Genomic DNA, 14,871 nt, shown 5'->3' on the forward strand with positions numbered 1-14,871 from the left:
GAGAGGGCATTATCTTGAACACCAACACGTTTTTTGCATGATTTTAATCCCCTAAGCACAAAGTACACAGCCTAGTACAGCGCGGCGGAAATAAAGCACCCATTTACAATGCTTGAAACCCTTATCCTATAATATTTTTGACTTTTGACTTTTGACTTTTGACGAACGCCCAGCGGTACTAGGCAGAGCCTCACATCATTAATTCCTAGCCGGAGACTAGGAACCAGTTATTTGTTAATTGTTAATTGTTAATTGTTAACTGCTCACTTTTCACTGCTAACTGCTAACTGCCCGCTGCTAACCGTTTCTTCATAAATTTCTAAATCAAACCAAAATGTAGTTCCGATACCGACTTCACTGACTAAAAATACTCTTGTGTGATGTTTGTCTTCAAGAATGTTTCTGACGATTGATAATCCTAAACCAGTTCCTTCAAGGGTGTGAACTCTATTTTCTACGCGGAAAAAGCGGTCGAAAATGGCTTGCTGATCTTCTTGAGGAATACCGATTCCTGTATCGCCAATTTCTACGCGCACGCGAGATATTGAGGTATTTAAAAGTGGTTGGGGTTGGAGTTGGTATGCCCGGAGCGCTACTTTTCCACCGGCTTTGCTAAACTTGAGTGCATTACCAATTAAATTAGCTAAAACTTGCAGCAATAAGTCGTAATGTCCTCTTACTAAAGGCAAGTCTGAACCTATATCTTGAATTAATTCAATACCTTTATCTCTAGCATTTAACTGATAAGTACGTAGAGTTTGTTCGATGGCTTGACTTAAATCAACTCCATCCATGCTGTAGCTACGTCCAGATTCTAATTTTGATAAATCTAATACATCGTTAACTAAACGAGCAAGTCTATCAGTTTCGTTATTAACTGTTAACAAAAACTCTTGTCGCTGCTCTACATCCAAATCTTCGCCGAATTCGTGCAAGGTTTCAATAAAAGATTTGATATTAAATAAAGGCGTTCGCAATTCGTGAGAAACGTTGCTAATAAATTGACTTTTCGCTTCATTAAGTTCTACTTCGCGAGTAATATCTTGAATAGTAATCGCAATACCTTTAATGCTTTCTCGCTGCTGATTGACAACTGTAGTTAAAAGTATGCGAATAGTTCTTTTAATCGGTTCATTGATAGTAATGCGGAACTCAGCGCGTTCTAGATCGCCTGCCGTCATTCTGTGCAAATAACGGTTAATTTCTATTTGCATCTGCGAAGGTAAATAGTCCAAAACGCTATTACCAACGACTTCTAGTTCATCCCAACCGAAAATTGTTTTTGCTGTCGGATTAACTAATACTATCTGCATTTCGTTGTCAATCAACACCGCACCATCGGCAATAGTGGAAACCAAAGTTTCTAATTTAGCTTTTTCTGCTGTTAATTCCTCTATATTTTGTTCTTCATAACCTTCTAAGCGCTCGCCCATTTCATTAAAGCTAGAAATTAACTCTTTAAGTTCCCCAGAAAACTCTAATTCGATTCGCTGCTTAAAATTCCCCGCAGCAATTTGTTTTACTCCTGCCAACAACTCTTTTATCGGCTTAGTAATAGTCAAAGCATTAATTACTCCTCCCAAAATTACCATTACCCAAATCGAGATAAACACCGCAATTGTGACATCGCGGGTGAAATTGGTAGAAATAACAGCGGTTTGATTGGGGTTAATACCAACCGCTAAAATGCCCAAATATTTACCATTTGCCTTCAAAGGAACAAAAACGTCGGTAACTTCTCCATCCGGCGAATGATGGTGGCGCACCATTGGCTTTTGCACATCAGCAGCATAATCTTCTGGAAGCTCAATCCTGCGCTTAATTGTCAGCGAATTTTCTACTTCCGGTTCCCAGAAAGGAATACCAAAAAATATTTTTCCAGTTTCATCAGCATAAAGCATATACCGCACGCTGGAAGTGCTGCTATAAAAGCGTTGAGAAAACTGTGCTATCTCAGTGTAATTATTCTCTGCCAAAAACGGAGAAACATTAGCAGCCAGCAGCAAACCCAAATCTCGCCCAAAACGAGTGTCATTGAGACGTGCATCCTGCTGAATAGTATTTACCGCCCAAAACGTCAAACCGCTCATCACCAAAGACACAACCAAAGTGACAGCCGCTAACAGCCTTGTTTGAAGATTAAAATCTGACCACCAATGGGCGATCGCTTCTCTAATTGTTTTAAAAATAGCTAGCATCTCAAATATAAGTTGTTAGTAGTTTTTTATAAAGACAACCCCAACAACTAAAAGTTAACAGCTAAGTTGACTTCATAGGGATATTGTTGGGAATTGAAAGTGGGGAGTGGGGGAGATGGGGGGATGGGGAGACAAGGGGATGGGGAGAAGAATTATTAAATTTACTACTTACTACTGTTAACTCCTAACTCTTAACTCTTAACTCAATGCCCCATTACCAATTACCCATTACCCATTACCCATTACCCATTACCCGATATCCAATATCTCGCCGATAATACATTCCCTCGAAGTTGATTTTTTCAATTCCGGCGTATGCTAATCGTAATGCTTGGTCAAAGTTTTCTCCCACTGCGGTTACGTTTAAAACTCTACCTCCATCTGTCATCAGTTCTTGATTTAACTTTGTACCGGCATGAAATACGGTTGCTCCTGCGGCTTCGGCTTCGGTAATACCTGTAATAACTTTACCTTTTTCGTAAGTTCGCGGATATCCCCCAGAAGCAGCAACTACGGTGGCGGCGGCTCCTTGTTTCCATTGAATGGGCGGCATTTGCTCTAAACGTTGCTCGATACAGGCAAGCATTAATTCTTCTAAAGGCGTTTCCAATAATGGTAATATTACTTGGGTTTCTGGGTCGCCAAAACGACAGTTAAATTCTAAAACTTTGAATTCACCATTTGGAGTTACCATCAATCCGGCATAAAGTACGCCTCGATAATCAATTTTTTTAACTTTTAAAGCATTTATGGTTCGATCTAAAACTTGTTTTTGAACTCGTTCCATTAAATTAACTGTAGCGATCGGTGTTGGTGCATAGGCTCCCATTCCACCTGTATTCTCTCCCGTATCGCCTTCACCGATGCGTTTGTGGTCTTGGGCTGGTAATAAAGGTCTTATAGTTAAACCATCTGTCACAGCTAAAACTGATACTTCTTGCCCGGTTAAACATTCTTCAACAACTACAAATTCTCCGGCGCTACCAAACTCACCTTGAAAGATTGCTTCAACTGCCTCTATGGCTTGATTTAAGTCGGTTGCAACGGTGACACCCTTACCGGCGGCCAAACCGTCAGCTTTGATCACAATCGGCACCCCGTGGTTCTTGATATAGCTTTTTGCGGGTGCCGCTTTATTAAATACCGCACTATTGGCAGTGGGAATATTGGCTTCTTGCATGATACTTTTTGCCCATGCTTTGCTAGCTTCTATTTGCGCTCCTGCTTTCGTCGGGCCAAATACTTTTAAGCCTTTGGATTGCAGATAATCCGTAATTCCTTTTGCTAAAGGTACTTCCGGCCCTACAACTACAAGATTTATTTGTGCTTTTAAAGCAAAATTACTTATACCTTCAAAATCATCAACCTTTAAAGAAAGATTTTCACAGTTATCCAAACTAGCCGTACCACCATTTCCCGGTACGCAGACAACCCGCTCAACTTGACTTGATTGAAGAAACTTCCAAGCTAGAGCGTGTTCTCTTCCTCCACTACCTACAACTAAAATTTTCACTTATTATCCTCGAGATCGCCTTGATGATGCGCTTTATTTTTTTTCACTAATTTTAATACTTATCCCGATTTAGCGATAGGAGTTGACAGTTAACAGTGAGCAGTTAGCAGTAAGTAGTAAGTAGTAAATTAATAATTCTCCCCCCTCTCCCCCTCCCTGTTCTCTTTTTCTTGAAAAACATCGGGATTTATACTGCATTTTTTTGGTAATAAATTCTTTTTGTTAGTAAATTTAAGGATAAAAATTTCCTTTTTTATCAATAGAAATACGGAAGTTTTTAAAATATTTTTTTCTTAGTTAAAATGTGTCAAAAAAAGTTTTAAAACTAGTGGCAACTACCTGTCTATACGGATTAACCTGTGAATATTGAATTAAGAAAATATCTAAATATCTAGAGACATGACTAAAAATATCGTTACTGGCGCGGCAGGTTTTATAGGTTCGCATTTAGCAGAAACATTGTTAAAAAAAGGAGAAGAGGTAATTGGTATAGATGAATTTAACGATTATTACGACCCTTTCTTTAAAAATAAAAATGTTTCATTCTTAAAAAGCTATGACAATTTTAAATTAATTGAAGCAGATATTCAGTTTTTAGACTGGAATTATTTGTTACAAGATGTTGACGTAGTTTACCATCAGGCAGCGCAAGCAGGAGTTAGGGCAAGTTGGGGACAAGGTTTCCATTTTTACACGGAACGCAATATCAGCGCGACTCAAGCTTTGTTGGAAGCAGCAAAAGACGCAAAAAATTTAAAACGCTTGGTTTACGCTTCCACATCAAGCGTTTATGGTGATGCAGAAACTTTACCTACTTCTGAATTAGTTTGCCCAAAACCAGTTTCACCCTATGGAATTACTAAGTTAGCTGCGGAAAGATTGTGTGGGCTTTATCACAAAAACTTTGGCGTACCTTTTGTAGCCTTACGTTATTTTACAGTTTACGGGCCTCGTCAGCGTCCTGATATGGCTTTTCACAAATTTTATAAAGCTGTAATTCAAGATGAAGCGATTCCCGTTTACGGTGATGGATTGCAAACCCGAGATTTTACCTTTGTTAGCGATGCGGTTGCGGCGAATTTAGCTGCTGCTACTGTAGATGATGCAGTTGGAGAAATATTTAATATTGGTGGTGGTAGTAGAGTTGTTTTAAAAGAAGTTTTGCAAACTATGGAGGAAATTGTCGGTAAACCCATCAAGAGAAACCATATTGAAAGAGCGATGGGAGATGCTCGTCATACTGCTGCGGATGTAAGTAAAGCTAAGAAGATTTTGGGTTATCAGCCTATTGTTAGTTTGAGAGAAGGATTAACTAAGGAATGGGAATGGGTGAAAGGGATTTATTAATATTTTTCATTTTTAAATAAAAATGTAGAGACGTTGCAGTGCAACGTCTTTTTTTTGTATTTTGGGTTGTAATGACAATTCAATTCTGAGGACAACAATTTTACGTTATCCCGGTAGATTCGGAGACGTAGCAGTGCTACGTCTCTACACAATTCAATTTGTATTATCCCCACTCACAACCTGCTTTAATGTCTGCAATAGTTCATGTTCGTTGTAAGGTTTGGTTAAATACACCGCTGCACCCAACTGCATGGCTAACTGACGATATTTTTCAGTAGTTCTCGAACTCAGCATAATCACGGGAATATGTTGCAAACTCTCTTGAGATTTGAGACGAATCAGGAAATTGTAACCATCTAAACGCGGCATTTCGATGTCACAAATTATGCTTTCTACCTGTAAGCCGCTTTGCAGTTGGAAAAGTGCGTCTTGTCCATCCTTTGCTTGTTCTACAAAATATCCGGCTCTTTCCAGGTTAAGTGCTAGAAAGCGCCGCACGTTTACTGAATCATCTACTATTAATATAGAATTTTTTCGGCTTTTGGGTGATAAGAATGAAGTAGAAGATAAAGTTGGAAAAGATGAATTTAAGGTATCTTTTTTAGCGATTAAATTTAATAGTTGAACCGGACTGACTAAGGGCACGATGCGACCGTTATCTAAAACTGTGCAGTTGTTAAAGCCTTCCGGTAAAGGAATTTTGCCTTCTACCCGACGAATGGCTACTTCTTGTTCGTCCCAACAGCGGTCTGCTTGAATTGCAATTGATTTATTGCCAGTACTAATAATTAATACTATTTTATCTTCTATTCTTGGTGGAATTTCTTGAACGGTTGATGTGGAACGAATATTGTTAGAATGTAAGTAGTTACCAATATTAATTAACTCTATTAATGAACCTTGCCAGTTGATTAATTTACCATTTTGCCCTGGTAAAATCTGCTGATTTTCTAACAAGCAGATTTCTTGTATTGCGTCGCTGGGAAATGCTAAAGGTATTCCGTTACTTTCTGCCAAAACTATTCTCGCTACCGAGAGGGTAAAGGGTACCGATAGGGTAAAAGTAGTTCCTTTGCCAGAGATGGAATCGACTGCTACTTCTCCGTTGATTAATTCTAGATTGTTACGAACAACATCCATACCTACACCGCGCCCGGATAATGTGCTGACTTGCTCGGATGTACTAAATCCAGGTTCAAAAATCAGACTTAGTAAATCATCATCGCTAGCAGTCGCTAACATTTGAGCATCCAAACCCATTTTTTCAGCACGGGTGCGAATTTTTTCTACAGCTATGCCATTGCCGTCGTCGCTGATGGTAATAATAGTGCGTGAGCCTTTATGAACGGTTTTGATTTTGATTAGCCCCTGCTCTGATTTACCTGCGACGATTCTAGTTTGATTATCTTCGATTCCATGTGCAAAAGCGTTTCTGACAAGATGCATCAAGGGTTCGTTTAAGGCTTCTAATATACCCCGTTCCATCAAGGTATTTGCACCTTCGATTTCTAAGCGAACGTTTTTATCGTATTCTGTGTTTAAGTTGTGCAAAGCTCTGGGTAGACGCTCTAATATTTCGGAAAGCGGACGCATTCTTACTTTTGTTAAAGAGTTTTGCAGTTTTCTTGATGTTCTATTAAGTAAGTGATTTACTTGTTCTGTATCTTCTAAATTAAGCGTAATATCGCTTGTAATTTCTTGAATTTTAACTATATTTTCTATCACTGTTTGAGACAGTGTATGCAGTTCGCTATAGCGTTCTAATTCTAAAGCATCAAATTTATTATTACTGCTTGAAATGTTTTCGGTGGCGTGCCATTCGGAGTTTTTTTGTACTTGATAATATTTTGGTTTAATCGTAGACAACTGTAAGGAAAATTTTTCGTAAGACAAGCGTAATTCGTGGTTTTCGCGTTCTAAAGTTTTTAATCGGATCGAAAGATTACGAATTAATTTACTGATTCTTTCTAACTGCAATCTTACGGTATTGCGTCCGATTGTTAATTCTCCAAATAAATCATTGATTTGTTCGAGTTGTTTGCTGGGAACTCTAACGTATGGCTCTCGATTTTCTCTTTTACTTCCTGGTGTAAATTCTGGTGTTGTTTGGATAATTTCTTCTACATTTGGAGCAAAATGATTGATTAAATTCAACTCCGGATCGATGACTAATTTTTGACAATCTGCATTTTTCTTCTTGTCGATTGTCGTAGGTAAATTATCTACTTGGTTTGCCAGCAGTAAAGCCTGTGTATTTCGCCACGATTGCAATCCTAATTCCGCAATTTCTTCAACTTCCGCATCGGAAACCGCAGTCGATAAACGTTGGACGATCGATTCGCAAAGTTGAATAAAAGCGGGAATTTGCAGCATTTCCCCCAACCCACCCAATTGGGAAGACATCATCACCATTTCTTCCCGTAAAACAGCAGATTCTTTTTGTTTTAATAAAGATTCTAAACGTTGTAAATATCCTTCAACTTCAGTTTTAAATAATAAAGATATAATTTCTTGGGGATTCTCTTCCGTGGCAAGAATACTCATCGCGTCTTCGGGAGCGGGTTCCCCCAAAATCTGGCGTAATTCTTCAAATACTGGATAGCAAAAAGTAGTTATCCATTGTTCGTTAACATCATGCCCTACTGAAATAGATTCTACAATTTGACGCAACCAATCAATTGCAGATAGCAGTAAACTTTGTAAAGAACTATCAACTTCTAAAGGCTTTTTACCAGTTTTTAAAACCTTGAAAGAATCTTCGAGCAAATGAGATAAATCGCTTAAAGCATGAAACCCCATAATTGCCGCGCCGCCTTTCATAGAATGAGCGGCTCTTAATGCAGCATTAATTCTTTGTAGATCGATTTTACGATTATTTTTAGCTTCAACAATCACATTTTCTAGAGTATCAATATGCTCGGTAGCTTCCTCTAGAAACTGCATTTTTATTTCTAATTCTTTTTGTGAGGACATAACTTGAAGGGCATAGGGCATGGGGGATTGGGCGTGGAGGAGAGGGGGGAAAGGGAGATGGTGAAGCCACTCTCGTGGGTCGTCTCCCGTAGTACGAGAGAAGTGGTGTTAGCGTAGCGTCTCCGGAGGAGATACCCGAAGGGGGAGATGGGGTAGATAATTATTAATTCATAACTTCTAATTCCTAATTCCTAATTCCTAACTCCTAACTCCTAACTCCTAACTCCTAACCAACTTTAAAAGCGTCTACACTTGCGGCTAATTTCTCAGAAATATCTACAGTTTTATGTAATGATATAGATATTTGTTGAGAGGAATTTTCGGTGTTTTCTGATATTTTGGCAATTTCTTTCATTAAATTTGTTACTTGTTTGGAAGTTTTGACTTGAATAACTGTAGCGGCGGAAATTGATTCGACTAATCCATCAATTTGATGGCTAACATCAAGAATTTCGTTAAAGTTTTGTTTGGTAGTTTCAATTAAACGAGTTTCTTCTACTACCTGGGTGATTCCTAATTCCATCGCTTTGACAACTTCGCTGGTTTCTCGCTGGATATTGGCAACGATGTCTTCAATCTCTGCGGTTGCGTCGCTACTGCGATTCGCTAAAGCTGCTACTTCTTCGGCTACTACTGCAAAACCTTGCCCTTGCTCCCCGGCACGTGTAGCTTCAATTCCGGCGTTGATAGCGAGCAAATTGGTTTGCATGGCTATTTGATTTATCGATGACACCACATGAGAAATTTTCTGCGAAGATTCCCCTAGAAGCTTGACTTTTTTTGCTGTATCGCCGATGGTTTCGCGGAGATAATGAATGTTTTCTACCGTTAAATCCATCGCTGCACCTCCAGCTTCGGCGGTTTGAAATGCTTTGCTAGCAACAGTTGCAGCTTTTCTGGCACCCTTGGCTATGGATTTAATCGAATTTCTCATTTCCTGTACTGAGTCTAAAGTTCGATTTATTTCCAACGCCTGCTCTTTAGCGTTTATGCTCAACTGATTAACTGCACTTTCGTCATTTGCGATGGCGCTGTTAACTTCGGTGGCACTCAGCTTAACTTGGGTAACGATTTCGCGCAAGTTTTCGATGATGGAATTGAAAAAATCGGCTACCGTACCAATTTCCCCGGAAGTAACTTCGGCACGCACGGTTAAATCACCGCTGTTTGCTGCTTGAATATTTTCAATTAGCTCAACAATTTGCTGTTGCAATACTTCTTTTTTCTGAAGTTGCTGTTGAGACTGTTGCATTGCCGCATTTTGGTTGACTCGCCCCAAAGCCTCTCGTACAATTCCAGCAGATTCATCAAATAACTGGATTTGCGATTGCTGCCAAAGATAATGGGAACACTGACAAGCAATCAAATAACCAAATAATTTATCCTTTTGCTTCAGAGGTGCAATCAAAGCAGCTTTGATATTTAATGCTTCTAATTGCTTAACGATAGATTTTGGTAAACCCGATCGATTAATATCATTAATAGCAATAACACCGTCAATCTCTAAGTCAGAAAAATCAAATTTACCCAAAGCTGAAGCTAAACCAATATTAGCCGATTCAGCAATGATTTGCGTTTCAGATGAATCAAATTTACAAATTAGCGTTCTTTCAACTCTTGAAGATTTGCGAATATTTTCAACTGCTATACTACAAATTTCTTGATGGTTGACACAATCGGATAACTTGATTGCCAGTTGTTGAATGGCTTGATTTTTTTCGGAATTATTTAACTGTTCTAAACTTAATCCGACTTGAATCGCTAGCTGTTTTAGCAAATTGATTTCAAAGGCTTGCCAAAGATGCGGGTTCCAGCAGTGATGCGCTATCAAAAAACCGAATATTTTGTTATCTTTGAAAATAGGTGTTAGTAAAATCGCTTTGATTTTCAAGCCTTTCATTAATTCCAAATGTTCGCTGCTTAATCCAGCTTCATCAACATTATTGATAGCTAAAGCTTCTGATTGTTTATAAAGTTCCGTAAGTTCTTTAGCCAAAGAAATATCTTCTATTGATTCTCCAAAAGTAATTGGTAAACCGGGAGCAATTTCTTCCGCAATAACTTGCCCTTCACCATTGGAGTTACAATGATAAATAACTACTCGGTGCGCTCCTAAAGTTTGTCTAACTTGTTTAACAGTTCTATTGAATAAATCTTCACTATTCAGTGACTGAGAAATTGAAATAATAGTATCTGAAAGTAATTTCGCTTGTTCGCTTTCAACTCTTTCCTGAAATAGTAATTCCTGTAATTGTTCGACAATCAAATTAACATTGCGACTTAAAATAGCAAACTCATCTTTACCTTTGATGGGAAGGCGGCTATTAAGATTACCATTTGCTAACTTTTTCACTGCTAAATTAGCAGCATAAATCGGTAAAACCAAACGACGAGCCAGAGTTGCAGCGCTGATACCCGCAAGCAATGCCGCAGCTAAAGTACCCAATTGCAACATTAGTAACAATTGTTTCTGAGATGCTTCCACCTGAATAGGAGTCTTAACATCTGTCTCGCTAACTTCTGCGGTAATAATTTGATTGCCTAAATGATAAGATAATGCGGTAATACCCGCTGTGGGTAAACAGCAAATAGCAAGAGATAACATCACAGTTTTACCGCTTAAATTTATGTTTCGCAACCGATTCATGCGTTTAAGAAAAGAATCTTGCGATTGTGTTGGTTGATGATTGATATTTTTAGGAAAATTCGAGAAGTCAGACTCGGAATTTCTATTTTTTGCTCTTTTGTTTTGATTTTTTAAGTTCTTCATCATTCAGCTATTCTCAAATCTTTTTGCGAAATGTTTTTATCTTATTCAGTTGTAAATATTGATGGGAACGGGGATTGGGGATAGGAAATAGAAAAAAATAAATTCTATCGGTAATCTTAAAATAACTAAAAGGTTTGTTAATTCCGTTCCCCCGTTACCTATTCCCCGTTCCCTTTTTCCAAGTTACGTATTGTGAATCAAAGAAGATTCTAAGATAGCCTGTATATTTAATACCAAATTTAATTCATCTTCGTCATCAATACATCCATTTAAATAAGGAACTAGATCGCTCGCTTGATTTTGAGCAGATTGAATAGTACTGGAATTAAATCTGACTGTACCTTTAATTTCTGGAACCATTAAACCGATGGTTTCTGTTTGATGACGAACTACAATAATATTGCATTGTCGTATTTGATGAAACTGTGACTCCAAACCTAATATTTTTGGTAAATCAACAACCCAAATAATTCGATTGCGCCAATTCATTAATCCTACAATTAACTCAGACGTATTTGGGATTGAAGTTATTGCTCCTAAAGGTAATACAACTACTTCCTCAGTAAAGTTTACCAGTAAAACAGCAGTAGTACTTTGATTTAGCTTGAATTGAAGATAGCCATCACCCAAATTCTTTTGTGGTTGGGTTAGTAGCTTAATATTAGATGCATTCATATTTAATAAAATTTTATTTTCAATGTCGTCAACTTATGCAAAAACCGATTGAATTGTATTAAGTAGCTGTTCGCGGCTATAGGGTTTTGTTAAATAAGCACTCGCACCTTGTTTCATACCCCATAATTTATCAAGTTCTAAATTTTTAGAACTGCAAAGAATAATAGGTAATTTTTGCGTAACCGGATTTCTTTTCAGCAGCCGACATAACTCAAAGCCGCTCATCTCTGGCATTACTACATCAGTAACAATTACGTCTATATTATCTTTCAATGCTATATCAAAAGCTTGTTTAGCGCTCGTAGACTTAACAATTGTGTAATCACCATTGTCAAGATAATGACTCATTAACTCCAATTCACTGAGAGAGTCTTCAACAATTAATACAGTAATTAAAGAACAGCTAATCAAATTTAATTCTCCTTATTGGGCATTGGTAACTGGTAATTGGTAATTGATAATTGTTACAGCAAATGGTGAAAAATTATCTTTAATAGTTCGCTTTGATCGAAAGGTTTAGTTAAATAACCGCTAGCTCTCACCATTTTTGCCTTAGCGCGATCGATAAAACCTTTTCTCGCCGTCACCATAATTACGGGTACATCTTTGAAATAAGAATGTTTTCGTAAAAGCGAACATAATTCATAACCATCCAAATTCGGCATTTCTACATCTAGCAAAATTAAATCTGGATTAGTGCGTAGAATTTGCATCAAAGCTTTTAAAGGTTCGCTAAAACCAACAACACTAAAAACTTGATCGTCTAAAAAAGATTGAATTGTAGTTAAAACTGTAGGGCTATCATCAATACAGACTATGGTGTAAAGCTTTTGCTTTTTGCGGTAATTCTGTCTGTAAACGGGCTGACGGCTGTTGTGAGAATAATTGGTGTGAGAATAACCGGGAGTTCGCTCCGGAGCTTGACTAATCCCTGGTTTTGGCAAAGGTTGCTGAATTGGTATTTTAGTTGTTGATGAAACTTGTGCTAAATTTTTGGATGGTAAACTTGCAATAACTTGCTTATGGGCATTTTCTTGATTCTGTGACTTTTGCAGAGTGTTTTCGATTAATAAATTCATATCTAGCTTGCAAAACTTAGGCATATCCCCCATAAAACTTTCCGTAGTAAATTCATAACTCCCTTGTTTGATAGTAAGAAATGAACTCACAACTTCAAATGCTAACTCCTTGATTAAGATTTTTGCTTGTGCTGCTGTAATCAGCTTTTGATTAACTAACCAGCAAATTGCCAAATAATCCGGATTAAGTATCGCTTGATTATCAATACCTTTTTGAAAAATGATTCGTAACTGCTGATATACTTTTTTTTGAGCAAGTGCGGGAATTTGCTGACTGTATTGTTGCAATTTGTCATAAAGCAAATTGAACATTTTATCCGTACAAGAAGCATAAACGAGCTTGCTATCCTCGAAATAAAATGACCAAGAATCCGATGTACTAAAAACTTGCAAACACCCGGTAACAGGTTTACTAGTAATTTTTTTAAGCAGCGATTGAGGCTGTATCCTTTGAAAAAATCTGTATCTATTAATAGGAAGTATTTTCATTGAAATGGCTTTGAATTTACTACAGAGATACCGCAAAAAAGAACTTTGGTTATAGCGAAAATAAGCCGCATACCAGTTTAGAGGAAATGAGTTTGCAAAATTGTTCGTGCATAGAACTTTAAACGTATTGTTTCTATCTTTCGCTAACCCTGGATATGCAGCAGGTAGAAATTACATAAGCACAACCAAACAAAAAGAGAAGTTTTGCAGCGATACTATGCAGCGATTAGCGGTGAGAGATTCACAAAAACGTCATTCTTCTACAAGAATCGTCACCCTGGATATTTTTTATTTAGAAGAAGCACCAACTAACAGCATAACCAGTAAAGAGAGCGTCAGTTAGGTGGTAGATGACAAGCAACTAACTTACTAACTTTTAGATTACTCTAATGTAGCAGAAAAAGTAAAATATGTATGAAAGTTTTTGTTGACAAGTAAAGCAATATTAAAACCAAAAATTGTGAATGGCAAATATTTTTTTATAAATAATTAATTATCGCTTTTGGGTTCTTATACTCAAGGAATTCTTTCTGTAGAAGCGATTACAGTTTTTTTGTATCTTTGAATATTAATAATTTAGGTGCGGTGATTATGCTTTTTTTCCGGATGTTTATATATTAATAAATTTGTTAATGGTTGAGTGGGGAATGATATTTATTTGATTATTGAGTTATTGGTTATTAATTGATTCGGCGGTTGAAACCGCAGCTACACAAACGAAACCCACCTCCGTGGGTTATACAATTATCGTTTGTCATTGCGACGAGGCACGAGGAAGCAATCGCCAAAGGTGCGGCTCATCACCAAAGGTGCGGCTTATCGCAACCGTTTCAAGCTTTTTACATTATGTTTACACAGTCAAAAATAGATTTTTCCGAAATTTATATTCTAAAATACTCGTAAACCTCCCACATAGGCTTGTATCTAAGTAAAATTACTACAGTTTGTTAGCCGGTATAATTGCTAGTATATTTGTTTGGGTAATTATTCTTGTTATCCGCTTTTTGCAGCGCAATAAATAGTGCATTAATTACTAATAGAACTTACGCAACCGCAACTAATAAGTAGGCATTCCCAACTCTGAGATCCCCCCAACCCCCCTTAAAAAAGGGGGGCTTTGAGTAGTACTCTTTCTAAATAAAAACACCCCATAACCTAACCCGCGCAGGCGGGTTTCGCTTGTTTAGCCCCAGACTTCCAGTCTGAGGGCTAATTCTAATCCAAAACAAAAGCATCCGTTGTTAAAATTTAAAATCCCTGCATCAAATCACCCACGCTGTCTTTCCCTCTTCAAAGAATCCAACGAATCATTAATCGATTTAACCGCTTGCGGGGAAATATCATACTTCGATTTCCCCATAACTTCCAAACTCTTCTCAAAATCGGTAATTGCTTGATTCAATTCCTCGTCAGATAAGCTACGTACCTTTGCTTGCATATTCAGCGCCAGGTTGCTCAATGCAAAAGCAGCATCGTTACGAATCCACTTGGATTCATTTTGTAATGCTTCTTGTAACAAAGGTAAAGCAACTTTGGTATCTCCACCTAGATTCGCTAGAGCAGTCGCGGCAGTGTAACGTACCTCTGACTCGCTATCGTTTAGCGCTACCATCAAAGCTGGCTCGGCTATTTTGGCTTGATTGCCCATTCCACCTAATGCACGCGCCGCATTAACCCTAGCTTCTGTATTTTCACTTCTCAATACTTGAATTAAAGTAGATATTGCATTCTTGATGCTTGCTGTAGCTGTTTGTTGGAGATTGGCATTTTCGGTTGTCTGTGCCGATGCTGTGGTGATAAACAATGGTGAGGAGAAGCACGGCAATG

General features: G+C 37.9%; 10 protein-coding genes. 2 read left to right on the forward strand and 8 right to left on the reverse strand.

The genetic code is table 11. The features are described 5' to 3' along the window. Window positions 1–263 precede the first annotated feature (263 nt). Together nblS and purD are read right to left on the reverse strand one after the other, a co-directional pair. Window positions 264–2,198 (reverse strand): two-component system sensor histidine kinase NblS, encoded by a 1,935-nt coding sequence (nblS, locus tag ACM03V_RS31820; RefSeq protein ID WP_414624813.1) that lies wholly within the window; start codon window positions 2,196–2,198, stop codon window positions 264–266. A 235-nt stretch (window positions 2,199–2,433) separates the two neighbouring features. After that, window positions 2,434–3,711 carry a phosphoribosylamine--glycine ligase gene (purD, locus tag ACM03V_RS31825; protein ID WP_414624814.1) on the reverse strand — a complete coding sequence of 426 codons (1,278 nt, stop codon included), beginning with the start codon at window positions 3,709–3,711 and terminating at the stop codon, window positions 2,434–2,436. Window positions 3,712–4,110: 399 nt separating this feature from the next. Between purD and ACM03V_RS31830 the strand changes: the two genes are divergently transcribed. Then, window positions 4,111–5,058 (forward strand): NAD-dependent epimerase/dehydratase family protein, encoded by a 948-nt coding sequence (locus ACM03V_RS31830; RefSeq protein ID WP_414624815.1) that lies wholly within the window; start codon window positions 4,111–4,113, stop codon window positions 5,056–5,058. Window positions 5,059–5,211: 153 nt separating this feature from the next. Here ACM03V_RS31830 and ACM03V_RS31835 read toward each other — a convergent pair whose 3' ends face one another. The 5 genes from ACM03V_RS31835 to ACM03V_RS31855 all read right to left on the reverse strand — a co-directional run bounded on the left by ACM03V_RS31835 (window position 5,212) and on the right by ACM03V_RS31855 (window position 13,044). After that, window positions 5,212–8,031: a response regulator gene (locus ACM03V_RS31835; RefSeq protein WP_414624842.1), complete on the reverse strand. Its 2,820-nt coding sequence runs from the start codon at window positions 8,029–8,031 to the stop codon at window positions 5,212–5,214. A 226-nt stretch (window positions 8,032–8,257) separates the two neighbouring features. Then, window positions 8,258–10,804 carry a methyl-accepting chemotaxis protein gene (locus ACM03V_RS31840; protein WP_414624816.1) on the reverse strand — a complete coding sequence of 849 codons (2,547 nt, stop codon included), beginning with the start codon at window positions 10,802–10,804 and terminating at the stop codon, window positions 8,258–8,260. A 180-nt stretch (window positions 10,805–10,984) separates the two neighbouring features. Continuing rightward, window positions 10,985–11,476, reverse strand: coding sequence for a chemotaxis protein CheW (locus ACM03V_RS31845; RefSeq protein WP_414624817.1), 492 nt, complete (start codon window positions 11,474–11,476; stop codon window positions 10,985–10,987). Between the two features lie 33 nt (window positions 11,477–11,509). Further along, a complete protein-coding gene (locus tag ACM03V_RS31850; RefSeq protein ID WP_414624843.1) occupies window positions 11,510–11,884 on the reverse strand; it encodes a response regulator in 375 nt (124 codons plus the stop codon). A 56-nt stretch (window positions 11,885–11,940) separates the two neighbouring features. Further along, entirely contained in the window at window positions 11,941–13,044 is a 1,104-nt protein-coding gene (locus ACM03V_RS31855) for a response regulator (protein WP_414624818.1), read from the reverse strand. Window positions 13,045–13,150: 106 nt separating this feature from the next. Between ACM03V_RS31855 and ACM03V_RS31860 the strand changes: the two genes are divergently transcribed. Next, window positions 13,151–13,387 (forward strand): hypothetical protein, encoded by a 237-nt coding sequence (locus tag ACM03V_RS31860; protein ID WP_414624819.1) that lies wholly within the window; start codon window positions 13,151–13,153, stop codon window positions 13,385–13,387. Between the two features lie 924 nt (window positions 13,388–14,311). On the opposite strand, the gene ACM03V_RS31865 is transcribed toward ACM03V_RS31860, so the two are convergent. Continuing rightward, the gene (locus ACM03V_RS31865; RefSeq protein WP_414624820.1) at window positions 14,312–14,848 is read right to left on the reverse strand and encodes a HEAT repeat domain-containing protein; all 537 of its coding nucleotides are present in this window, start codon (window positions 14,846–14,848) and stop codon (window positions 14,312–14,314) included. Between the last annotated feature and the right edge of the window lie 23 nt (window positions 14,849–14,871).

This window comes from Calothrix sp. CCY 0018 (assembly GCF_963920925.1).
Lineage (GTDB): Bacteria > Cyanobacteriota > Cyanobacteriia > Cyanobacteriales > Nostocaceae > Rivularia.